Here is a 23,981-nt window from a genome sequence, read left to right as displayed (position 1 = left end):
ATCACATATAGTCTAACACCTTATTCAAAAAAATAAAATTGGACGGTCTTATTAAGTGATGACTATTTTAAACTTAAGCACTTGACTAATCGTAGGAAAGAGTCTGGGACATAAATAATTGTCCCAGACTCTCTTTTTGTATTGTTAATTAATTTCTACAGCATCGTCTACCACTTTAAATGGATCTTCTTCATTAATATAGTCATAGAACATTATGCCATTCAAATGGTCAATTTCATGTTGTAGGACAATTGCTGGATATCCTTTAAACCTTTTTTTGAATGGATTGCCTTCAATATCAAAAGCTTCTATCGTCACTTTAAAGTTTCTGTGCACTAATCCTGGTATAGATTCGTCAACACTTAAACAACCTTCACCGCCGTTTAAATATGCTTTTTGAACACTATGGCTCACAATTTTAGGGTTAATGAGTTGAAGTTCAAGTTTATTTCCTTTTCCATCATCTTGGATATAAACGGCTAACATTTTTTTAGAAACATTTATTTGAGGAGCTGCAAGACCAACTCCAGAGCGAAGTCCATATTTTTTTGCTAGTTCTTCATCTTGAGAATTTTTAAGGAATTCTAACATTTCGTTTAAAGTTTCTTGATCCTCTTTAGATACAGGTATTGCTACTTCATCGGCTTTTTTTCTAAGTGTTTCGTGGCCGTCACGTATAATATTTTCCATAGTTATCATTTTCATGCACCTTCCTCATATAAAATATATCAAAAATTCATCGTATTTACATCTAATATTAATTGTATAAATAAAAAAAACAGAGTAACATAAACATAGATTAGTAAGGAGGAAATACATATGATTGGCAAGAAAATCGGCGCATTAACTTTAACAGCCACTATGTTATTAACAGCTTGTGGTCAATCAACAGATTCATTAGAATCATTTTATAAAAAAATAGAAAAAGCAAATAAAAAAGAGAAGGTCATCGTAGATTTAAATGAAGAAATGACAAAAGCAGAAAAAGAAAAAGTAGCTAAAATTGAAAAATTAAATAAAGCTAAAGGTGATGAATTTAAGTCTATTGCTGAAGAAATTACAAAAAGCGTTGATGATCGTGAAGCGATAATCGATAAAGAAGATAAAGCAATGAAAGATTCAAAAGAGATATTTGAAACATCCGAAAAAGACTATAAAGCGATAGAAGACGATGAACAGATAAAAGAAGCTAAAGATTTAAAAAATATCTTAGATAAAAAATATAAAACACATGAAGAAGTAATAAAAGGATATAAAGGTGTTCTAAAAGCAGAAAAAGAATTATTCGGTTATTTATCGAAAGATAAAGCAACACAACAAGGTGCAGATGAACGTTCGGAAAAATTAACTGAAGAAAATAAAAAAACAGAAAAAGTTGTTACAGATTATCAAAATCAATTAAAAAAAGTTCAACAAGAAAAACAAGATGTAGCACAGATTTTAAATAATTGATATGTATTAGTATAGTTGTTATGATGTTGTAATACAGACATATAAAAGCCTTGAATCAAAGGCTTTTTATTATGTAAGTATTTTTTATTTAACAGTAAAACAGTTTTGTGTTAAACTAATTAAGAAATGATTATTTAATATAGGGAAAGGTATGGTGAATTGAATGGCTCCGAGAAAAAAAGCCCAATTCGATGCAGTAGCGACTTTAAATGAAATAGAGTCTAAGTTTGAAATGGTTCAAGTTTTAGATGAAGAAGGAAATGTCGTAAATAATGACTTATTACCGGACTTATCTGACGAAGAACTAGTTGAATTAATGGAAAGAATGGTATGGACTCGTGTCCTTGACCAACGTTCTATTTCTTTAAATAGACAAGGTCGTTTAGGTTTCTATGCACCAACAGCAGGACAAGAAGCTTCTCAATTAGCTTCACATTATGCATTAGAGAAAGAAGACTATGTACTTCCAGGTTACCGTGATGTACCTCAATTAATCTGGCATGGTTTACCATTAACTAAAGCGTTCTTATTCTCACGTGGACACTTTATTGGTAACCAATTCCCAGAAGGTGTGAACGCATTAAGTCCACAAATCATCATCGGTGCTCAGTTTATTCAAACAGCTGGTGTTGCATTAGGTCTTAAAAAACGCGGGAAGAAAAATGTAGCAATCACATATACTGGTGACGGTGGTTCATCACAAGGTGACTTCTATGAAGGTATTAACTTCGCATCTGCTTATAAAGCACCTGCTATCTTTGTAATTCAAAATAACAACTACGCGATTTCAACTCCACGTGATAAACAAACAGCAGCTAAGACATTAGCTCAAAAATCAGTGTCAGTTGGTATTCCAGGCGTATTAGTAGACGGAATGGATGCTTTAGCAGTTTATGCAATCACTAAAGAAGCGCGTGAACGTGCTGTTAACGGTGAAGGTCCAACATTAATCGAAACATTAACTTATCGTTATGGTCCACATACAATGGCTGGTGACGATCCAACACGTTACAGAACATCTGATGAAGATTCAGATTGGGAAAAGAAAGATCCATTAGTACGTTTCAGAAAATATCTTGAAGCTAAAAACTTATGGTCTGAAGAAAAAGAAAACGAAGTAATGGAAAAAGCAAAAGAAGAAATTAAAACAGCTATTAAAGAGGCAGATAATACGCCTAAACAAAAAGTTACTGATTTAATGGAAATTATGTACGATGAAATGCCTCAAAACTTGGCTGAACAATATGAAATTTACAAAGAGAAGGAGTCGAAGTAAGTCATGGCACAAATGACAATGATTCAAGCGATTAACAATGCGCTTCAAAACGAATTAAAAAGAGACGAAGATGTTTTATTATTCGGTGAAGACGTTGGTGTAAACGGCGGTGTATTCCGTGCTACAGAAGGTTTACAAAAAGAATTCGGCGAAGATCGTGTATTTGATACACCACTAGCAGAATCAGGTATTGGTGGTTTAGCTTTAGGTTTAACGCTTGAAGGTTACCGTCCTGTCATGGAAATCCAATTCTTTGGTTTCGTATTTGAGGTTATGGACTCAATCGCTGGACAAATTGCACGTCACCGTTTCCGTTCAGGTGATTCAAAAGCTGCACCTGTAACTATCCGCGCGCCATTCGGTGGAGGTGTTCACACTCCAGAATTACACGCAGATAACTTAGAAGGTTTAATGGCACAATCACCAGGTTTGAAAGTAATCATTCCTTCAAACCCATATGATGCTAAAGGATTATTAATTTCAGCTATTCGTAGTGACGACCCTGTCGTTTACTTAGAACACATGAAATTATATCGTTCATTCCGTGAAGAAGTACCTGAAGAAGAGTACGAAGTAGAAATCGGTAAAGCGAAAGTAAAACGTGAAGGTACAGATTTAACTATTGTTACTTACGGTGCAATGGTTCAAGAATCTCTTAAAGCAGCAGAAGATTTAGAAAAAGACGGTTATTCAGTAGAAGTAATCGACTTAATCACTGTGCAACCTATCGATGTTGAAACAATCGTAAAATCAGTTGAAAAAACTAACCGTGTTATCATCGTTCAAGAAGCTCAAAAACAAGCTGGCGTTGGTGCTACTGTAGTTGCTGAGATTTCTGAAAGAGCAGTTCTATCATTAGAGGCTCCAATTGCACGTGTAGCAGCTCCTGATACTATTTACCCATTCACACAAGCTGAAGGTGTTTGGTTACCAAACAAAAAAGATATCGTAGCACAAGCTAAAGAAACATTAGAATTTTAATTTGTACTAAAAATACAGATTTATATTTAGGAGGAAAAAATCTTGTCATTTGAATTTAAATTACCAGATATCGGTGAAGGTATCCACGAAGGTGAAATTGTAAAATGGTTTGTTAAAGCAGGCGACGAAATTCAAGAAGACGATGTATTATGTGAAGTTCAAAATGATAAATCAGTCGTAGAAATTCCATCACCTGTTTCAGGTAAAGTAGAAGAAGTTATGGTCGAAGAAGGAACTGTTTCTGTTGTTGGTGACACAATTGTTAAAATTGATGCTCCTGACGCTGAAGGTATTCAGTTCAAAGGTCATGATGACGACGAAGAACCTAAACAAGAAGAAAAAGCAGAAGAAACTAAAGAAGAATCTGCTCAAGAAAGTGAAAAATCTGAAGAAGTTGACGATTCTAAACGCGTAATCGCAATGCCTTCTGTTCGTAAATTTGCACGTGACAACGATGTAAATATTAAAGCAGTTTCAGGTTCAGGTAAAAATGGACGTATCTTAAAAGAAGATGTTGAAGCATACTTAAATGGCGGAAGCACTTCAGAACAAGGTACAACAGAAGAAGCTCAATCAGCTTCAACTGAAGATACTGCAACACAAACTGCACAAGTACCAGAAGGTGCTTACCCAGAAACTCGTGAGAAAATACCTGCTATGCGTAAAGCAATTGCAAAAGCAATGGTTAACTCTAAACAAACAGCTCCTCATGTAACATTAATGGATGAAATTGATGTACAAGAACTATGGGATCACCGTAAAAAATTCAAAGAAGTTGCTGCGGAACAAGGTACTAAATTAACATTCTTACCATACGTTGTTAAAGCATTAGTATCAGCGCTTAAGAAATACCCAGCATTAAATACTGAATTTGATGAAGAAAATGGTGAAATTGTTCATAAACATTACTATAATATAGGTATAGCTGCAGATACTGATCGCGGTTTATTAGTACCAGTAGTTAAAAATGCTGATCATAAATCAATGTTCCAAATTTCAGATGAAATTAACGAATTAGCTGTGAAAGCACGTGATGGTAAATTACAAGCTAATGAAATGAAAGGCGCAACTTGTACAATCAGTAATATCGGTTCAGCTGGTGGACAATGGTTCACTCCTGTAATCAATCACCCTGAAGTAGCGATTTTAGGTATTGGCCGTATAGCTCAAAAACCTATCGTTAAAGATGGAGAAATTGTTGCAGCACCTGTGTTATCATTATCATTAAGCTTTGACCACAGACAAATTGATGGTGCTACTGGTCAAAACGCAATGAACCATATTAAGAGATTATTAAATAATCCAGAATTATTATTAATGGAGGGGTAAAAATGGTAGTTGGAGATTTTCCTATTGAAACAGATACTATTGTAATTGGAGCAGGTCCTGGTGGTTACGTTGCAGCAATTCGTGCAGCGCAACTTGGACAAAAAGTAACAATCGTTGAAAAAGGCGAATTAGGTGGCGTTTGTTTAAACGTTGGTTGTATTCCATCTAAAGCTTTATTATCAGCGTCTCACCGTTTCCATAATGCACAACATTCAGAAGATATGGGTGTAATTGCAGAAAAAGTAGCATTAAACTTTGACAAAGTTCAAGAATTCAAAAACGGCGTAGTTAATAAATTAACTGGCGGAGTTGCTGGATTATTAAAAGGTAACAAAGTTGAAGTTGTAAAAGGTGAAGCATACTTCGTAGATGAAAATAACTTAAAAGTTATGACTGAAAAAGCTTCTCAAACTTATACTTTCAAAAATGCAATTATCGCAACAGGTTCTCGTCCAATTGAAATTCCTAATTTCAAATTTGGTGAACGTGTTATCGATTCAAGTGGTGCATTAGCGCTTAAAGATGTTCCTAAAAAATTAGTTGTAGTTGGTGGCGGATATATCGGTTCTGAACTTGGTACAGCTTTCGCTAACTTCGGTTCTGAAGTTACAATTCTTGAAGGTGCAAAAGACATCTTAGGCGGATTCGAAAAACAAATGACTCAAATCGTTAAAAAAGGTCTTAAAGCTAAAGGCGTTGATATCGTAACTGAAGCAATGGCTAAATCTGCTGAAGAGACTGATAATGGCGTGAAAGTTACGTATGAAGCTGGTGGAGAAACAAAAGAAATCGAAGCTGATTATGTATTAGTAACTGTAGGACGTCGTCCAAATACTGACGAATTAGGTCTAGAAGAATTAGGCTTGAAAATGAGTGATCGCGGACTAGTTGAAGTAGACGATCAAACTCGTACATCAGTTGAAAATATCTTTGCAATTGGTGACATCGTAGCTGGTCCTCCACTTGCTCATAAAGCAAGTTATGAAGCTAAAGTAGCTGCTGAAGCTATTTCTGGTGAAAAATCAGCTGTTGATTACTTAGGTATTCCAGCAGTATGTTTCACTGAGCCAGAACTAGCTACTGTAGGTCATACAGAAGCTAGTGCTAAAGAAGAAGGTTTAGAAGTTAAAGCTTCTAAATTCCCATTTGCTGCAAATGGCCGTGCTTTAGCACTAAACGAAACAAATGGATTTGTTAAGTTAGTAACATTAAAAGAAAATGGATTATTAGTAGGTGCTCAAGTAGCAGGTGCTAATGCTTCAGATGTTATTGCTGAACTTGGATTAGCAATAGAAAGTGGAATGACTGCAGAAGACATTTCATTAACTATTCATGCTCACCCAACATTAGGTGAAATTTCTATGGAAGCTGCGGAAGTAGCACTAGGTACGCCTGTCCATACTTTATAATATTTGACAATACTAAAGAATCACTGTTAACGCAGTGATTCTTTTTTTATAAGGAGATTAATAATATGGAATATAGTTATCCAATTGATGTTGATTGGTCACAAGAAGAAATATTGCAAGTCGTTGAATTTTTTAATCATATCGAAGATGCTTACGAATCAAGTGCTAATAGAGAATCATTTGAACAAGCATACAAAAACTTTAAGAAAGTTGTTCCTGGTAAAGCAGATGAAAACAACATGTATAAAGAATTCAAACAAGCGAGTGGCTATGATGGATACAAAGCAGTAAAAGCTTTAAAAGATAGTACTACTGAAACAAGTATCACAATTAAATAAATTTTCTCATCCCCCAAAAAAGTGTTGAAGTATAAAATAATTTCTGTTATTTTATTAAAGGTACTAAACTTATTGTTTAGTAAAAGTAAACATACAACTCTTTTTTGGGGGATTTATGAATATAGGAGAAAAACTTAAAAATTTAAGATATCAAAAGAACTTAACTCAAGAAGAATTAGGTGAAAGAACAGATTTATCAAAGGGATATATCTCACAATTAGAAAGAAATTTATCATCGCCATCTATGGAAACTTTTTTAAATATATTAGATGTATTAGGTGTTGAACCAAGCGAGTTTTTCAATGAAAAGCTATATCAAGCTCGTATACATTATCCCGCAAAAGAGCAAACTTTATATGACGAATATGATGAAGGATACAAAATTAATTGGTTAGTCCCAGATTCCAATGAATTTGAAATGGAACCAGTCATTATAACGCTTAAAGGTGGGTGTCGATATAAATCATTCTCACCATCTTCGTCAGAAACTTTTGCTTATGTTAAAAAGGGTACCATTACTTTGAAAATTGGGAAAAGAAAATATAAAGCTAAAAAAGGTGAATGTTTTTACTTTAAAGCTCATGAAGTTCATCAATTTTTCAATGAAACTGAGAAAGATGCTGAAGTACTAATTGTGGCTACAGAATCTTATTTATAGGAGGGGAAACAATGTCAAAATCAATTATCAAGTTTGAAAACATCTATAAAAATTTTAATAATACCCATGTATTAAACGATGTTAGTTTTGAAATAGAAGAAGGTAGGTTTTACACGCTATTAGGCCCTTCAGGTTGTGGCAAAACAACTATTTTAAAACTTATTGCTGGATTTGAAACACCGACAAGTGGAAACATATATTTTAATGATAAAATCATTAATCAAATTCCTGCAAATAATAGAAAAGTAAATACAGTATTTCAAGATTACGCATTGTTTCCTCATTTAAATGTTTTTGAAAATGTAGCTTTTGGATTAAAAATAAAAAAATTAAACAAAAAAGATATACAACATAAAGTGATAGAAGCATTGAAATTAGTGAAACTAGAAGGATATGAACAAAGAAAAATATCAGAAATGAGTGGCGGACAAAAACAACGTGTAGCAATTGCTCGCGCTATAGCAAATGAACCTGAAATTATATTGTTAGATGAACCTTTATCTGCATTAGATTTAAAACTGCGTACCGAAATGCAATATGAATTGCGTGAATTACAGCAAAGGCTAGGTATTACATTTATATTTGTAACGCATGATCAAGAAGAAGCTTTAGCAATGAGCGATTATATTTTTGTAATGAAAGATGGAAAGATTGAACAAAGTGGCACACCAGTTGATATATACGATGAACCGGTAAATAAATTCGTAGCAGATTTCATCGGTGAATCTAATATCGTAAGTGGCATCATGAAACGAGATTATGAAGTAGAAATGTATGGTATTACCTATGAATGTGTAGATGCTGGATTTGAGCCAGATGCTAAAGTAGATGTCGTAATACGCCCAGAAGACATAAGCATCAAATCTCCAAGTGAAGGTAGAGTATCTGCAGTAGTAGACTCACAGCTATTTAGAGGCGTGCATTATGAAATTTGTTGCTATGATGAACAAGGTAACGAATGGATTATACAAACGACTAAAAAGGCAGTAATCGGTGAAACAGTAGGATTAGATTTTGATTCTGAATCTATTCATATAATGCTACCTGGTGAAACAGAAGAAGAATTTGATCGTCGGATAGAAAGCTACGAGGATGATGTTCATGCATAAAATAAAATCATTTTTACTCGTACCTTATATGATTTGGATTATTTTATTTATCATCGTTCCAATTGCCATGATATTTTATGCTTCTTTACTCGATATTCATGGCCATTTTTCATTAGAGAATTATACGAATTTCTTTACAAGTAGCTATTTAAAAATGACTTTAAGTTCAGTATGGTATGCTATTTTGATTACATTCTTTTGTTTGTTAGTGAGCTATCCGTTAGCGTTAGCTTTAAAAAGTGCTAGACATAAAGAAATATTATTATTGCTTATCATTTTACCAACATGGATTAATCTATTATTAAAAACATATGCTTTTATCGGTATTTTTAGCCATGATGGATTATTAAATAAAATGTTGAATATATTTCATGTACCTTCTACTGATTTATTATTTACGAGCACAGCGTTTATTATTGTATCGGTATACATTTATATTCCATTTATGCTATTACCTATATTTAATGCTATGGAAGAAATACCAGAAAATCTAATTCAAGCTTCAAGAGATTTAGGTGCTAATCACATTACAACTTTTAGAAAGGTCATTATGCCTTTAACTTATGAAGGTGTTAAAACAGGCATACAAATCACATTTATTCCTGCACTTTCATTATTTATGATTACAAGATTAATTGCAGGTAATAAAGTAGTTAACCTTGGTACAGCAATTCAAGAACAATTTTTAGTTACTCAAAACTATGGGATGGGTTCTACAATTGCAGTGTTTTTAATATTGGCGATGGCTTTTATTTTAATTATTACGAAATCTAAATCAGAGAATAAGGAGGTATAGAAATGAAATTATCAGGGAAAATCTATTTCACAATTATTATGATTTTTCTATACTTACCTATTTTCTTTTTAATTTTTTATTCTTTTAATAGTGCAGGGAATATGACACATTTTAAAGGTTTTACATTTGATCACTATACTTCAGTATTTCAAAATAAACGGTTACTTGTAATTATAGTTAACACGATAGCTGTAGCATTACTTGCAGCTAGTATTTCTACTTTGATTGGAATTTGCGGTGCTATCGGTATTTATTATATGAGAAACAAGAAACTTGAAGTGGGGTTATTAACATTAAATAATATCCTTATGGTAAGTTCAGACGTTGTTATTGGTTCTTCTTTCTTATTATTATTTACAGTTATTGGTCATTTTACTGGTATGGGGTTAGGCTTTTGGTCGGTGTTAATATCGCATATCGCATTTTGTGTACCAATTGTTGTATTACTTGTTCTACCTAAACTATATGATATGAATCCATCCATGATTAACGCTGCCAAAGACTTAGGTGCAACATCTTGGCAAACACTTATAAAAGTAATTATTCCTCATATATTACCAGGGGCAATAGGTGGATTCTTTATGGCATTAACATATTCATTAGATGACTTTACAGTGAGTTTCTTTGTAACTGGAAGCGGCTTTAGTGTATTATCAGTCGAAGTTTATTCTATGGCGAGAAAAGGTATTACGATGGAAATTAATGCGATTTCAACATTGTTGTTCTTATTAGTTATGTTTATCATAGTAGGTTATTACTTCATAAAAAGAAGTCAACAACAAAGGATAAGTAAAAAGGGAGGAATTATGAGATGAAACAATTAATGCAATTATTAGGCATCTCATTATTTGTTGGTGCACTATTAATCCTTTCAACAAAATTAATCGATCCTCCTCCTTCAAATGGCAAAAAAGATGTACTCTATGTATATAATTGGGGCGAGTATATAGATCCAGAACTAACTAAGAAATTTGAACAAGAAACAGGGATTAAAGTTGTTTATGAAACTTTTGATTCGAATGAAGCGATGATGGCTAAAATCAAAAACGGCGGTACTGCATACGATGTTACTGTACCAAGTGAATATACTGTTCAAAAAATGAAAAAAGAACATTTATTATATCAAATTAATCATGAGAAAATTCCCAATATGAAAAATTTAGATAAAGATTTTATGGATTTACCATTTGACCTAGACAATAAATATTCTATCCCTTATTTTTGGGGAACTGTAGGTATACTGTATAATCCAGAAAAAACAAAAGGTTTAGATTTCACGAGTTGGGATACATTGTGGAACAAACGACTTAAAGATGATGTTTTAATTGTTGATGGCGCAAGAGAAGGTATTGGATTTGCGCTTAATAGTATGAATGAAAGCCTAAATGAAACCGATGAGAAAAAATTACAAAAAGCACAAGATAAATTGGTTCAATTAGCACCAAATGTTAGAGGTGTTGTTGGCGATGAAATCAACACCATGATGGGGCAAAATGAAACAGATGTTGCTGTAGTATGGAGCGGAATGGCTGCTGATATAATGAATAAAAATGAACAATTAGATTTTGTTGTACCTGAAGAAGGTTCCAATTTATGGTTTGATAACTTAGTTATTCCTAAAACAGCTCAAAATGTTGAAGGTGCTCATAAGTTTATTAACTTCTTGCTTGAAGAAGAAGTAGGTAAACAAAATGCTGAGTGGGTTGGTTATGCTACTCCAAATAAAGCATCTTATGAATTATTAGATAAAAATATTAGAGAAGATGAAAGATTTTATCCTGACTCTAAAGTAAGGAATAAATTAGAAGTTTATAAAGATTTAGGTAAAGAAAACATAGCAAAATACAACGAAGCATTTTTAAAATTCAAAATGTCATTAAATTAATATTTAAAAAGGTCTTTGTGAGAAACAATGGCCTTTTTTTGATATAATTAAAACCAATTCATTGTAGAGGAGGAAAATATAATGAATTCATATGTAGAACATGTGAGACAGCCTGTAGGAAGAGGCGCTGAGAAATTTTTCGGTTGGTTTGCATGGATTATTACATTAGGCGTAACGGCTTTATCATTATTTGCAGCTTTAGTCGTTTTAAATAATCCTACAAATATAAATAGACTTGAAACTTTGATAGAACAATTAAACATTAATATAACATCTAATGGACAAATACTGACATCTAGCCAGATAGCATTGAATATCCAAAATGGAATATGGTTATTCATTATTTATTTGATTATCGTTTTAATATTTTCATTTATAGGTTTAGTACTTATGAGATGGAGAATATTCTCTGCACTAGTATTCTTATTACTTTCAGTTGTAACACTGCCATTATTTATTGTATTAGTTCCGTTATTCTTCTTTATTACGAGTATTCTACTATTTATTAGAAAAGATAAAATCTTACCAGTAGAAGGTATGAGAAGACCTGAACCGATGTACAATGAACCGATAAAACAACCAGAAGAAAGAAAACCTATACCACCACAAGAACCTGTACAACCAAGAAGACAAGAAAAACAGGTAGAAACAGAACCGGAAATTAATGAGAATGAAGCACAAGATTCTGGTAATGATGAAATATTGTCTCGTACTAGAAAACATCAAAAAAATAAACGTTTTAAAGAGCCAGTTGCTGAAGAAGAAAAAACAGAGACAACAGAGACTGATGCAACAGAAAGTGAAGAAAAAGACGTTGATGCAGTTGATGAAAATGGAGAAATCGGTCAAAGATCAGATGATCCGTATAGCTATCAAACTACGCAACCCGATGATTATCAAGTTACATCAGGGGTAAGTAAGAAAGAGAAAAAACCTAAAAAAGTTAAACCTAATGCCACTATTGAACGTAGAAAAAATTATGAAAAAAGAATGGAACAACAAAGAAAACAAACAAAAGCAGTACAAGAAGCGGAAGAACTAAATAAAAATGATAATAAGGGTTGAATATTATAAATATCATTGAGATAATAATATTTGACAAATTCTAGGAGGCAAATAATGAAAAGAACAGTAGAGTATACTTTAATGATTATTAGCGCAGTAGTATCATTAATAGGTATAATATTTGGTTTTGTTTTTAAATCCCTTGTAAATTCTCCGGATTTTGTAAACCAATTTAAATCAGAATTTGAAAATACTTATAATGAGCAAGTTGAACAAGCTGGAGGTACAGCACAAAATATTTCAGCTGAGCAAGCATTAGATACATTTGCAAGCGTATCAAATTATGGTTTAATCGTATTAGCTATTAGCTTAATTTTAACAATTGTAGCTATTATTTTTATTAAGAAACAAAGAATATTATCAGGAGTATTAGCTATCGTTGCAGGACTATTATCTATATTCACTCTTAACATTATTTCTTTCTTATTATTAATTATCGCAGCGATTATGTTATTCGTTAGGAAAAATAAATCTAATCAACAATTTGAAGATGTGAATTTTCAAAATGATGTAAATGATAATGAAAATAATTTAAATTCTAATCAAAATCAACAAACATTTGATGAACAACAAAATAAAAAGAAAAAAGATGATGATCCATATATTTATTAATAACTGATATATAATCATATAGAATGAGTTGTTCTTAAGTTTAAAAGAAATCAGGTTGAGACATTATAATGTCTCAACCTGATTTTATTATATATACAGTTGTAATATGATTAGCTATAAAACTTTATTAATTCATCAAATGTTTCATCTAAAAATTCTGTAAATGCTTTATCAGTTTTAAGTATTTCGGATTGTGGATCCAAAGTTCTAGCTACAAAGAATTCTGCTTTTTTAATTTCTTTTAAACGTTTGATATGATGTTTTATATCATCAGTGGATAGTTCATTTATAGGTGTCTTATCAATTTTATAGTGGTCAAAGCATAGTGAATAATCTTTTGGTAATGATTCTAATAAATTTATGTTTTTATTTAAGAATTCAGCCATTAAACCTTTATCTTTATTCTCATGCATTACACCAAACATGATGAATAATTGTGATTCAAATAGACCTATTTGAAAATGAGGTAGCATCTTATAGCCTCGTTGGTTTGTAGCAAAAGCAACCCATGTGTCTTTAGGGGGGTTAACAGTTCTACGTGCATGCTTAGCCACGTGGTAGAAAAACTCATCACCTGTTTGTTCTGTTAAGTATTTACTATATCTTTCCCCTAAAGCATTTAATTGCGGTCTTACTTGTTCATCTAGTGCAGCCATTCTATTTTCTAAGCCTTCAACACTAAAAACTTTAAAATCTTTTTGTTTAAACGTATACTTAGTCATAGTTGTCCTCCTTATAACGGTAATACTATATACATATTTTATCATAATTCTATTTGAATATATAAAGAACAATGCTAATATAAAAAATAAATTAGGGGGTATTGTGATGGAAATTTATAAATTTGCATATCAAATTATTAAAGAAGCTGGAAGACACATCAGAGAAACAATTGATGAAGAATTAGAAATAGAAACAAAATCAAACCCAAACGATCTCGTCACAAACATGGATAAAGAAACTGAGGAGCGTTTGTTTAATAATATAAAAGCCACTTACCCTGAACATTTTATATTAGGTGAGGAAGGTCACGGTAAAGATATTGAAAATACAAAAGGTGTATTGTGGATTATGGATCCAATAGATGGCACTTTAAATTTTGTACATCAAAAAGAAAATTTTGCGATTTCAATAGGTATATATATTGATGGTAAAAAATACGCAGGTTTTGTATATGACGTAATGAATGATAAAATGTATCATGCATTAGTAGGTAAAGGGGCATGGCAAAACGACAAGCAACTTAAGCAGATAGAAAATACTGAATTGAAATCAAGTTTGATTTCAACAAACCCTCTATGGCTGACGAAAGAAAAGTTATCTAAAATTTATATGCCAATTATAGATGAAGCTAGAAGTACACGTGCCTATGGATCAGCTGCTTTAGACTTTGTGCATGTAGCAAGAGGTATAACAAGTGCTTATTTAACAATGAGATTACACCCTTGGGATTTTGCTGGTGGATTAATTATTGCAGAAGAGGTAGGGGCAGTGGTAACAAACTTGCTAGGACAATCTTTAAATATTTTAGAAGCTAATTCAATTGTGGTCGGAAATAAACAAATACATGATGAATTATTGACTCAATATTTCTTACCACATAAAGCATTACTAGAAGAAATTCATACGGAAAGATTTAAGAAAAATGGCTAAAAAAAAGATGCGAAACAAAGTCGCATCTTTTCTTGATTGTGTCGGTAAATTTATAGCCATCCATTTTCGCGATATTTCTTTTTAAGTGTAAAACCGTAACCCATAGTTGCAATAATTAATATAACCGCTAGCAACATAAAGAGTATAGATCCCTCTGCTAAAGCAAAACTAAACACTAAAAGGAAAAATGTTACAATTAAAGCAAGTAAAACAAAAATTGCTTTAGATTTTTTCATTTATATCCACCCTTTAACCGTTTTCATTATTATATTATGCGTTACATTTCTAGAAAAATCAACTATCAGCAATTAATCTATTTTTCTAAAATAAATGGAAATTTGAGTAAAAGTGTTCGATAATGGTTATTTTTCTAGTGATGTATGTTATAATTATCAAGTTATAAATATAAGCCGAATAAATTTAAATTGGAGAGGAAAATTTTTTGCATGACTAATTTAAGAGAAAATGTACGTAACATTGCAATAATAGCCCATGTAGACCACGGGAAAACAACACTAGTAGATGAATTATTGAAACAATCAGGAATATTTCGTGAGAATGAACATATAGCAGAGCGAGCAATGGATTCAAATGATATTGAGAAAGAAAGAGGTATTACAATTTTAGCGAAAAATACGGGAATTGAATATAAAGATCACCGTATTAATATATTAGATACACCAGGCCACGCAGACTTCGGTGGTGAAGTTGAACGTATTATGAAAATGGTAGATGGTGTTGTATTAGTTGTTGACGCTTATGAGGGAACGATGCCTCAAACTAGATTTGTATTGAAAAAAGCGTTAGAACAAAATTTAAAACCAGTTGTCGTTGTTAATAAAATTGATAAACCTTCAGCTAGACCAGAACAAGTGGTAGATGAAGTATTAGACTTATTTATAGAGTTAGATGCGAATGACGATCAATTAGAATTCCCTGTAGTATACGCTTCAGCAATAAGTGGTACTGCAAGTTTAGACGCTGATCATCAAGATGAGAACATGCAGTGTCTATATGAAACAATATTAGATTATGTACCAGCACCAATTGATAATAGAGATGAACCGTTACAATTCCAAGTAGCATTATTAGATTATAACGATTATGTTGGACGTATTGGTGTCGGACGTGTGTTCAGAGGTACAATTAAAGTTGGACAACAAGTATCACTAGTAAAACTTGATGGTACAATAAAACACTTTAGAGTATCAAAAATATTCGGTTTCTTTGGATTAAATCGTGTAGAAATTGATGAAGCTTATGCTGGTGATTTAATTGCATTAAGTGGGATGGAGGACATCAACGTTGGTGAGACAGTTACACCACAAGATAATGTAGAACCATTACCTGTATTGCGTATTGATGAGCCAACATTAGAAATGACATTCTCTGTAAATAACTCTCCATTTGCTGGTAAAGAAGGTACTTATGTAACAGCACGTAAAATTGAAGAAAGATTAGAAACACAATTAGAAACTGATGTTTCATTACGTGTAACACCAACTGACTCTCCAGACGCATGGGTAGTAGCTGGACGTGGTGAACTACATTTATCAATATTAATTGAAAACATGCGCCGTGAAGGATTTGAATTACAAGTTTCTAAACCACAAGTTATTATTAAAGAAGTTGATGGCGTTAAATGTGAACCATATGAACGTGTTCAAATCGATACGCCTGATGAATATACAGGTTCAGTTATTGAATCATTAGGTTCACGTAAAGGTGAAATGTTAGATATGCAATCTAACGAAAATGGACAAACAAAATTAATCTTTTTAGTACCTGCAAGAGGATTAATCGGTTATACAACTGAATTTATGTCTATGACTCGTGGTTACGGTATTATAAACCATACATTCGATTCATACCGTCCAAACATTAAAGGCCGTATCGGTGGTAGAAGAAATGGTGTACTTGTATCTATCGACAAAGGTACAGCAAGTACTTACGCTATCTTAAACTTAGAAGACAGAGGCGTAAACTTCATGGAACCTGGTACAGAAGTGTATGAAGGTATGATTGTTGGAGAGAATAACCGTGAGAACGATTTATCTGTAAACATTACAAAAGTTAAAGCAGCTAACAATATACGTTCTGCTACAAAAGAACAAACAACAACAATGAAGAAACCTAGAATTTTAACTTTAGAAGAAGCATTAGAATACTTGAACGATGATGAATTAGTTGAAATTACACCTGAATCTATTCGCTTAAGAAAGAAAATTTTAGACAAAGCTGAAAGAGAACGCGCTCAAAAGAGACAGAAAATGGCTGAACAAGAAGAGGAGTGATATAGATGCTCTTTATCGCTAAAAATGTAAGTGTTAATCCAGAAGAAAGGCTTTCATTTTTTGGTAAATTATTTAGAGTAGATGAAAATCCAGAACTTGGTATGTGGTTTTTATTATTAACAATATTTGTATTAAGCGCTATTGTATATAATTTAGGCTTCGCTAGAAAATTAAAGTTTTGGCAAAACATAATTATCTATATTTTACTGTTTTTAGGTTGTTTATTATTGACGTTCCTTGCGGTATTCTTACCAGTAGGAGAAAGCTTAATAATAGCAGCAATTGTATTAGGTCTATATCGCTACCGTCTTCATAAAGAGCGAAGTAGAGAAAATCAACAATAAAATTACCCCCTAATTCGTTAATTGGAATTTTAATGAATTAGGGGGTTTTTTATATGAAATAAAATTTTTTAAATAGATAAAAATTAATTCAATATAATCTAGGAGAATTTAGAGATTGTAACGTGCAAGAAATCTAAGACAAGCCCGTTACATTTTCTAACGGGCTAGTGGTTTTAAACAAGCACGTTAGAGCGATATTTTCTATAATTTTGTAAAGTTCTGACGCCTAGGGTAATAGTATGAGCGAAAGACTACAGGCTCGAGCCATCTCTAGGTATGTATGCACTTTCAAAATCAGCAAAATAAATTCTCCTAATCCATTAAATGAAAATCACTCGGATTAGGAGAATTATTTTTTAAACAGTAAACCTTAAATGATATTTTATGATTTCGGTTTATCTAGTTTTGATTTACAATCATCGCACATATACGTACGAATTGGATGATTTCTAAGTCTCTTAGCTTCTTTAGATTTTGAATCAAGATTGACTATAGCATCGCATATAACGCATTTAACTTTCATAACCAAAATTATACGACCTCTATTTCGTCGACATAACTAAATTTGTCTTTGTATCCGTTTTCTTGATCATATGTGAAAGCGTCAATTTTACCGTCGCTATATATCATTTTTCCTTCTTTAGAGAAATGGAAAAATAGATAAGGCCAATCGTCGATTGAAATTTCTAAAGAATCTTTGTCATTTTTTAATACAACTTTTGTTGCATCTTCATTTGGTTCAGAATTTTTTATAAAAGGCATTGCATTAATAACAAAAGTTTCTTTTAAGAATGATTGTCTTTTATAATTTGTTTCACTATTTAAAGTAGGGGGCATAGTAGCACCTTCTAAAATAGCTCTGTTCCAAGCTACATTGTTTTCAAATTCAATTGGTTTTTCACCATTGAATATACCTTGTTCTAAATCTTCAATTTTTACTTTGCGATCGTCAAATATCCAAGTTGTTGCGTCTAAAGTAATATTAAATTTACAATTTCCTTTAATTTGTATCAATTTTTTTCACTCCTATCAATATCACAATTCAATTTTAACACATTTATATTGATGAACCTTCTGTTTTTACTTGCAATTTTAAGATTTCTAAGCTAAAATTTTATAAGTATAGAACCTAAAAGATTAAGGGGGAGTATGTCATGCATTACGATTCAGAAATTTGTCAGAAGGCATATGACCAATTATATAACGATTCTGAAAAGATTCTTCAGTTAATTAAGGTGCAAATGGACAACTTAACTATGCCCTCATGCCCGTTATATGAAGAAGTTTTAGATACGCAGATGTTTGGTCTTCAAAAGGAAGTTGATTTTGCAGTACAAATTGGACTTGTTGATAGAGAAAAGGGTCAGACACTTATGGCAAGTTTAGAAAAGGAACTATCTAAATTGCATGATGCTTTCACAAATGCTTAAATGATACAAAGTCTAGAGAGGAGAAATCTTTCTTTAGACTTATTTTTTTAGAATTGGAATGAGTAGATGGACTATATTAAAAGATTTTTTCGCTACATAAAAAATTATTCTAAATACATAGATTTTACGTTGTTAATCGCGTATATCATTTTATGTTTCATTGGTTTAGTGATGGTTTATAGTGCGAGTATGGTTGCTGCAACTAAAGGCTCATTAACTGGTGGCGTACCGGTTGCAGGTAATTACTTTTTTATTAGGCAATTAATGTATTGTATTGTTGGATTTGGAATTGTATTTTTTATGTCATATTTTATGCACATAAATATACTGAAAAATAAACGTGTTCAACAAATCATGATTTTTAGTGTTTTTGGTTTATTAGTATTAACATTACTAATCGGAACAGAAATAAACGGATCAACAAGTTGGATAAATTTAGGATTTATGAATTTGCAGGCATCTGAAATTTTAAAGGTAGTTATGATTTTATACTTATCATTTATTATTGATAAGAGAAGAAATCGATTAAAGCAATTCAAATTAGCTTTGATGATGCCATTATTCTTAATTGGAACATGTATTGGTCTTGTATTATTACAAAATGATACTGGACAAGCTTTACTATTATGCATGATAGTATTGTGTGTCTTTGCTTATTCAGGAATAGGTATAAAAGCTATTTTAAAATGGTCAGGTCCGATTTTAGCAGGTGTTGTGTTATTGATTGTATTTAGTATTGTCTTTAAAGGCGGTATTTTATCTCAGCACCAAGCTGATAGGTTCCATGTAATGGAAAATCCATTTAATTATGAAAGTGGTATTGGTTACCATTTAGCTAATTCATTGCTTGCTATAGGTAATGGAGGATTATTTGGTAAAGGTTTAGGTAATGGCGTTATGAAATTAGGTTATTTACCGGAACCGCACACCGATTTTATCTTCGCCGTTATTGCAGAAGAATTAGGTTTAGTAGGCGTATTATTTATAATTGGTTTGTTAATGTTTATTGTATATAAAGGATTTCTATATGCAGGTTTAACTGATTCATTCTTCTTTAAATTAGTTTGTGTTGGTATATCTAGTTATATTGGTGTACAAACATTTGTAAACTTAGGAGGAATTTCAGGTGCTATACCATTAACAGGTGTCCCACTACCATTTATGACTTTTGGTGGCTCATCCATGTTAAGTTTAAGTATAGCTATAGGAATTTTGCTATTAACTGCTAAACAAATCAAAATTGATAACATTGAGAGAAGGCGCTAAACTGCATATTTACTCAATCTAATTAATAAATTTTATAAAAAAAGCGTATTACAGTAGAATGTAATGCGTTTTTTTTATATAATGGACTAATACATCGTTTTTTGAAAATTCAAATACATTGAGGGGAGCCTTCAAATTATGAGCAAAATAAATAAATTATTAGTAGCCAATCGTGGTGAAATTGCGATTAGAATATTTAGGGCTGCAACAGAATTAGATATTGAAACAGTAGCAATTTATTCGAATGAAGATTTGGGAGCTTTACATAGGTATAAAGCGGATGAATCTTATTTAGTTGATGAAGATCTAGGACCGACGGAAAGTTACTTAGATATTGAAGCAATTATTAAAGTAGCAAAGAAAGCAGAAGTTGACGCTATCCATCCTGGATACGGCTTCTTAAGTGAAAATAAAACATTTGCTAAAAGATGTGCTGAGGAAGGTATTAAATTTATCGGGCCAGAACTTAAACATTTGGATATGTTTGGGGATAAGGTTAAAGCGAGAGCAACAGCACTAGATGCAGATTTACCAGTCATTCCTGGTACAGATGGTTCAGTTGAATCATTTGAAGAAGTAGAAGCATTTGCAAAAGAAAGTGGTTTTCCAATTATCATTAAAGCTATCTCAGGTGGCGGTGGTAAAGGAATGCGTATTGTTAATAGTGAAAGTGAGTTAGAAGACGCATACCAACGTGCTAAATCTGAAGCTGGAAAATCATTTGGGAATAGTGAAGTTTATGTGGAAAAATACATAGATCAACCTAAACATATAGAAGTGCAAATTATCGGAGATGAACATGGTAATTTAGTTCATTTATTCGAAAGAGATTGTTCAGTTCAACGTAGACATCAAAAAGTAGTTGAAGTAGCACCATCAGTTTCATTGAGTGACGAGTTAAGACATCGTATATGTAATTCAGCACTACATTTAATGAAAAAGATAGGGTATGTAAATGCGGGAACAGTTGAATTTCTTGTATCAGGTGATGAATACTACTTTATTGAAGTTAACCCACGTGTACAAGTAGAGCATACAATCACTGAAATGATAACTGGTATTGATATTGTAAAAACACAAATTTTAGTAGCAGCTGGTGAATCTTTATTTGGCGATGAAATTGAAATGCCTAAACAAGAAGATATCAAAACGCTAGGATATGCTATACAAAGTCGTATCACAACTGAAGATCCATTAAATGATTTCATGCCAGACACTGGTAAAATTATTGCGTATCGTTCAAGTGGCGGCTTCGGTGTAAGACTGGATGCTGGTGATGGATTTGAAGGTGCTGAAATTTCACCTTACTATGACTCATTACTCGTTAAAGTATCTACACATGCTATGTCGTTGAGACAAGCAACAGAAAAAATGCTTCGTTCTCTTAAAGAGATGAGAATTAGAGGTATTAAGACAAATATCCCATTCTTATACAATGTAGTAAATCATGAGAAATTTGCTAAAGGTAGTTATACAACTAAATTCTTAGAAAATAACCCAGAGTTATTTGATATTACGCCTTCACGAGATAGAGGTACTAAAACTTTACAATACATTGGGAATATTTCGGTTAATGGTTTTCCAAGTGTTAGAAAACGTGAAAAACCACACTTCGAAAAAGTTAGGCTAGAAGAAATCTCTAATGAAGAAATTGCATCTTTATCAGGTACAAAACAAATATTAGAGCAACACGGTCCTGAAGGCGTAAGTAAATGGCTTAAAGAACAAGAAGAAGTATTGTTAACAGATACTACTTTTAGAGACGCACATCAGTCATTATTAGCTACGCGTATGCGTACTTATGATATGTTACAAATAGCGCCAGAAACAGCTAAATATTTAAATGATGCATTTTCATTAGAAATGTGGGGCGGTGCAACATTTGACGTTGCCTATAACTTCTTAAAAGAAAACCCATGGGAAAGATTAACGAGATTACGTAAAAAAATCCCTAATATTCTTTTCCAAATGTTATTAAGAGCATCTAATGCTGTTGGATATAAAAACTATCCTGATAATGTAATTGAAAAATTCGTTAAAGAAAGTGCAGATGCAGGCATCGACGTATTTAGAATATTTGATTCTCTAAACTGGTTAGATCAAATGAAAGTAGCCAATGAAGCGGTTCAAAAATCAGGTAAAATATCTGAAGGAGCAATATGTTACACAGGTGATATCTTAAACCCTGAAAGATCAAACGTTTATACGTTAGATTATTACATTAATTTAGCTAAAGAACTACAAAGCGAAGGTGTACACATTTTAGGAATTAAAGATATGGCTGGATTATTGAAACCAAAAGCTGCACATGAATTAATCGGTGAATTAAAAACACATATTGATATTCCTATACATTTACATACTCATGATACGAGTGGTAATGGTTTATTGGTTTATCAGAGTGCTATAAGAGCAGGTGTTGATGTAATAGATACAGCAGTAGCTAGTATGAGTGGTACAACATCTCAACCATCAGCGAACTCTTTATATTATGCTTTAAGTGGTAATGAAAGAGATGTAAGAACGAATATTGATGGTTTAGAAAGACTTTCACAATATTGGGATACAGTTAGAAACTATTATTCTGACTTTGAAAGTGACATTCGTTCACCACATACAGAAATTTATCAACATGAAATGCCTGGTGGACAATATTCAAACTTAAGTCAACAAGCGAAGAGCCTAGGATTAGGTGAACGTTTCAATGAAGTTAAAGACATGTACAAGCGTGTTAATTTATTATTCGGAGATATTGTCAAAGTTACACCATCATCTAAAGTTGTAGGGGATATGGCATTGTACATGGTTCAAAACGATTTGGATGAGGAAAGTGTCATTAAAAGAGGTCGTTCATTAGACTTCCCAGAATCTGTTGTTTCATTCTTTAAAGGTGAAATTGGACAACCGGTAAACGGCTTTAATAAAGAGTTACAAAAAGTTATATTAAAAGGTCAAACGCCTATCGAAAAACGACCGGGTGAATTATTAGAACCAGTAGACTTTGATAGTCTAAGAGAAGAATTACAAGAGAAACAACAAAGTGAAGTAACAGAACAAGATCTTATTAGTTATGCTATTTATCCAAAAGTATATGAACAATACATTAAGACTTACGAAAGTTTTGGTAATTTATCATTATTAGATACGCCTACATTCTTATTCGGAATGGCTAAGAATGAAACTGTTGAGATTACGATTGATAAAGGTAAGATATTAATCGTTAAACTATTATCTATCGGACACGTATATGAAGATGGACGTCGTTGGGTTTATTATGAGTTGAACGGTCAACCACGTAAAGTATATGTTAAAGATGAACATGTTAAAGTATCTGATGCTGTTCTTCAAAAAGCAGATTTAAGTAATGAATCTCACATCGGTGCGCAAATGCCTGGAACAATTTCAGAAGTAAAAGTGAGCAAAGGTGATGAAGTTAAACAAGGTGATGCATTGATTATTACTGAAGCGATGAAGATGGAAACAACAATCCAAGCACCATTTGATGGAACGATTTCTAACATCTATGTTTCTTCAGGAGATAGTATTCAGACGCATGATTTAATCATTACAATAGATAAAGCTGAATAGCAAAATATTTATATACAAATAAAAAGCACGTACCATGAATTTTGATATGCTCCCTGTTAAGTAAACACTTAAATAGTGAAAACTTAGCAGGGAGTTTTATTATGACTAGAAATATTAAAATAGATATTAATACTTTATTAGAAGCTTTTGATTTATATGAACAAGGTTATAGCTTCTTAAACGTTATAAAAATGTTGTCATTGAATACAAATCGTAGATTATTAAGTGAAAAATACCAGAGGTATAAATTATATGGAGTTAATGGATTGTTACCTAAAACAAAAAATAACTCGTATCCGTCATCTTTTAAATTACAAATTATTAATGAGTATTTTGAAAAGGGAATATCACCTGTACAGTTGGCTATTAAATACAATATCCCATCAGATCGCACTGTTCGAAACTGGATAAAACGTTATACTATGGGTAAAGAGAACAAAACATATTCTCCAAAACCCGAGGTGTATACGATGAAAGCAAGAAAAACAAATTTAGA

Annotated in this window: 25 protein-coding genes; 20 read left to right on the top strand and 5 right to left on the bottom strand. The window is 32.2% G+C overall.

Annotated elements, in window-relative coordinates; translation table 11 throughout:
- Nucleotides 1-144: 144 nt before the first annotated feature.
- The gene (def, locus tag CD135_RS11365; protein WP_064204134.1) at nucleotides 145-699 is read right to left on the bottom strand and encodes a peptide deformylase; all 555 of its coding nucleotides are present in this window, start codon (nucleotides 697-699) and stop codon (nucleotides 145-147) included.
- Between the two features lie 120 nt (nucleotides 700-819).
- Between def and CD135_RS11360 the strand changes: the two genes are divergently transcribed.
- The 13 genes from CD135_RS11360 to CD135_RS11300 all read left to right on the top strand — a co-directional run bounded on the left by CD135_RS11360 (nucleotide 820) and on the right by CD135_RS11300 (nucleotide 12,910).
- Entirely contained in the window at nucleotides 820-1,452 is a 633-nt protein-coding gene (locus CD135_RS11360; RefSeq protein WP_064204120.1) for a YkyA family protein, read from the top strand.
- Between the two features lie 163 nt (nucleotides 1,453-1,615).
- The gene (pdhA, locus tag CD135_RS11355; RefSeq protein ID WP_064204119.1) at nucleotides 1,616-2,728 is read left to right on the top strand and encodes a pyruvate dehydrogenase (acetyl-transferring) E1 component subunit alpha; all 1,113 of its coding nucleotides are present in this window, start codon (nucleotides 1,616-1,618) and stop codon (nucleotides 2,726-2,728) included.
- A 3-nt stretch (nucleotides 2,729-2,731) separates the two neighbouring features.
- Nucleotides 2,732-3,709 (top strand): alpha-ketoacid dehydrogenase subunit beta, encoded by a 978-nt coding sequence (locus CD135_RS11350; RefSeq protein WP_064211626.1) that lies wholly within the window; start codon nucleotides 2,732-2,734, stop codon nucleotides 3,707-3,709.
- Between the two features lie 42 nt (nucleotides 3,710-3,751).
- On the top strand, nucleotides 3,752-5,038 hold the full coding sequence (locus tag CD135_RS11345; RefSeq protein ID WP_064211627.1) for a dihydrolipoamide acetyltransferase family protein: 1,287 nt from the start codon (nucleotides 3,752-3,754) through the stop codon (nucleotides 5,036-5,038).
- A 2-nt stretch (nucleotides 5,039-5,040) separates the two neighbouring features.
- Nucleotides 5,041-6,447, top strand: coding sequence for a dihydrolipoyl dehydrogenase (lpdA, locus tag CD135_RS11340; RefSeq protein ID WP_064204116.1), 1,407 nt, complete (start codon nucleotides 5,041-5,043; stop codon nucleotides 6,445-6,447).
- A 65-nt stretch (nucleotides 6,448-6,512) separates the two neighbouring features.
- Nucleotides 6,513-6,785, top strand: a complete 273-nt coding sequence (locus CD135_RS11335; RefSeq protein WP_064211628.1) for a UPF0223 family protein — start codon at nucleotides 6,513-6,515, stop codon at nucleotides 6,783-6,785.
- Between the two features lie 115 nt (nucleotides 6,786-6,900).
- On the top strand, nucleotides 6,901-7,443 hold the full coding sequence (locus tag CD135_RS11330; protein ID WP_064204114.1) for a helix-turn-helix domain-containing protein: 543 nt from the start codon (nucleotides 6,901-6,903) through the stop codon (nucleotides 7,441-7,443).
- A gap of 11 nt (nucleotides 7,444-7,454) precedes the next feature.
- Entirely contained in the window at nucleotides 7,455-8,552 is a 1,098-nt protein-coding gene (locus tag CD135_RS11325; RefSeq protein ID WP_064204113.1) for an ABC transporter ATP-binding protein, read from the top strand.
- On the top strand, nucleotides 8,545-9,348 hold the full coding sequence (locus CD135_RS11320) for an ABC transporter permease (protein ID WP_064204112.1): 804 nt from the start codon (nucleotides 8,545-8,547) through the stop codon (nucleotides 9,346-9,348). The genes CD135_RS11325 and CD135_RS11320 overlap by 8 nt, the downstream gene beginning before the upstream one ends.
- Nucleotides 9,349-9,350: 2 nt before the next feature.
- A complete protein-coding gene (locus CD135_RS11315; protein ID WP_103269495.1) occupies nucleotides 9,351-10,163 on the top strand; it encodes an ABC transporter permease in 813 nt (270 codons plus the stop codon).
- Nucleotides 10,160-11,233, top strand: coding sequence for an ABC transporter substrate-binding protein (locus tag CD135_RS11310; protein ID WP_103269494.1), 1,074 nt, complete (start codon nucleotides 10,160-10,162; stop codon nucleotides 11,231-11,233). Before CD135_RS11315 ends, CD135_RS11310 begins: the two co-directional genes overlap by 4 nt.
- A gap of 81 nt (nucleotides 11,234-11,314) precedes the next feature.
- Nucleotides 11,315-12,298, top strand: coding sequence for a DUF4064 domain-containing protein (locus tag CD135_RS11305; protein ID WP_103269493.1), 984 nt, complete (start codon nucleotides 11,315-11,317; stop codon nucleotides 12,296-12,298).
- Between the two features lie 54 nt (nucleotides 12,299-12,352).
- Nucleotides 12,353-12,910, top strand: coding sequence for a DUF4064 domain-containing protein (locus CD135_RS11300; protein WP_103269492.1), 558 nt, complete (start codon nucleotides 12,353-12,355; stop codon nucleotides 12,908-12,910).
- Nucleotides 12,911-13,020: 110 nt separating this feature from the next.
- On the opposite strand, the gene CD135_RS11295 is transcribed toward CD135_RS11300, so the two are convergent.
- A complete protein-coding gene (locus CD135_RS11295; protein WP_070045691.1) occupies nucleotides 13,021-13,632 on the bottom strand; it encodes a YktB family protein in 612 nt (203 codons plus the stop codon).
- Between the two features lie 106 nt (nucleotides 13,633-13,738).
- Here CD135_RS11295 and CD135_RS11290 point away from each other — a divergent pair, with 106 nt between their 5' ends.
- Complete coding sequence (locus CD135_RS11290; protein ID WP_064204106.1) at nucleotides 13,739-14,563, top strand: inositol monophosphatase family protein; 825 nt, start codon at nucleotides 13,739-13,741, stop codon at nucleotides 14,561-14,563.
- Between the two features lie 50 nt (nucleotides 14,564-14,613).
- On the opposite strand, the gene CD135_RS11285 is transcribed toward CD135_RS11290, so the two are convergent.
- The gene (locus tag CD135_RS11285) at nucleotides 14,614-14,799 is read right to left on the bottom strand and encodes a DUF5325 family protein (protein ID WP_064204105.1); all 186 of its coding nucleotides are present in this window, start codon (nucleotides 14,797-14,799) and stop codon (nucleotides 14,614-14,616) included.
- 210 nt (nucleotides 14,800-15,009) lie between these two features.
- Here CD135_RS11285 and typA point away from each other — a divergent pair, with 210 nt between their 5' ends.
- Both typA and CD135_RS11275 read left to right on the top strand, forming a co-directional pair.
- Nucleotides 15,010-16,857 carry a translational GTPase TypA gene (gene typA / locus CD135_RS11280; protein ID WP_103269491.1) on the top strand — a complete coding sequence of 616 codons (1,848 nt, stop codon included), beginning with the start codon at nucleotides 15,010-15,012 and terminating at the stop codon, nucleotides 16,855-16,857.
- 5 nt (nucleotides 16,858-16,862) lie between these two features.
- Nucleotides 16,863-17,201 carry a YlaH-like family protein gene (locus tag CD135_RS11275; RefSeq protein ID WP_103269490.1) on the top strand — a complete coding sequence of 113 codons (339 nt, stop codon included), beginning with the start codon at nucleotides 16,863-16,865 and terminating at the stop codon, nucleotides 17,199-17,201.
- 382 nt (nucleotides 17,202-17,583) lie between these two features.
- Here the strand turns inward: CD135_RS11275 and CD135_RS11270 are convergent, their stop codons facing one another.
- Both CD135_RS11270 and CD135_RS11265 read right to left on the bottom strand, forming a co-directional pair.
- The gene (locus CD135_RS11270) at nucleotides 17,584-17,724 is read right to left on the bottom strand and encodes a DUF2197 domain-containing protein (RefSeq protein ID WP_082892480.1); all 141 of its coding nucleotides are present in this window, start codon (nucleotides 17,722-17,724) and stop codon (nucleotides 17,584-17,586) included.
- 8 nt (nucleotides 17,725-17,732) lie between these two features.
- Nucleotides 17,733-18,215, bottom strand: a complete 483-nt coding sequence (locus CD135_RS11265; protein WP_064204102.1) for a hypothetical protein — start codon at nucleotides 18,213-18,215, stop codon at nucleotides 17,733-17,735.
- 140 nt (nucleotides 18,216-18,355) lie between these two features.
- On the opposite strand from CD135_RS11265, the gene CD135_RS11260 reads away from it, so the two are divergent.
- The 4 genes from CD135_RS11260 to CD135_RS11245 all read left to right on the top strand — a co-directional run.
- Nucleotides 18,356-18,631: an Fpa/YlaN family protein gene (locus CD135_RS11260; protein ID WP_017001262.1), complete on the top strand. Its 276-nt coding sequence runs from the start codon at nucleotides 18,356-18,358 to the stop codon at nucleotides 18,629-18,631.
- A 66-nt stretch (nucleotides 18,632-18,697) separates the two neighbouring features.
- Nucleotides 18,698-19,897 (top strand): FtsW/RodA/SpoVE family cell cycle protein, encoded by a 1,200-nt coding sequence (locus tag CD135_RS11255; protein ID WP_064204101.1) that lies wholly within the window; start codon nucleotides 18,698-18,700, stop codon nucleotides 19,895-19,897.
- 138 nt (nucleotides 19,898-20,035) lie between these two features.
- Nucleotides 20,036-23,485, top strand: a complete 3,450-nt coding sequence (locus tag CD135_RS11250; protein ID WP_103269489.1) for a pyruvate carboxylase — start codon at nucleotides 20,036-20,038, stop codon at nucleotides 23,483-23,485.
- Between the two features lie 101 nt (nucleotides 23,486-23,586).
- On the top strand, nucleotides 23,587-23,981 hold a 395-nt coding region (locus CD135_RS11245), incomplete at its 3' end, for a helix-turn-helix domain-containing protein (protein WP_142382252.1).

The organism is Mammaliicoccus lentus, from assembly GCF_002902755.1.
GTDB classification, from domain to species: Bacteria; Bacillota; Bacilli; order Staphylococcales; family Staphylococcaceae; genus Mammaliicoccus; species Mammaliicoccus lentus.
Note: the sequence above shows the minus strand (reverse complement) of the source record. Positions and strands in the feature narration are given on the sequence as shown.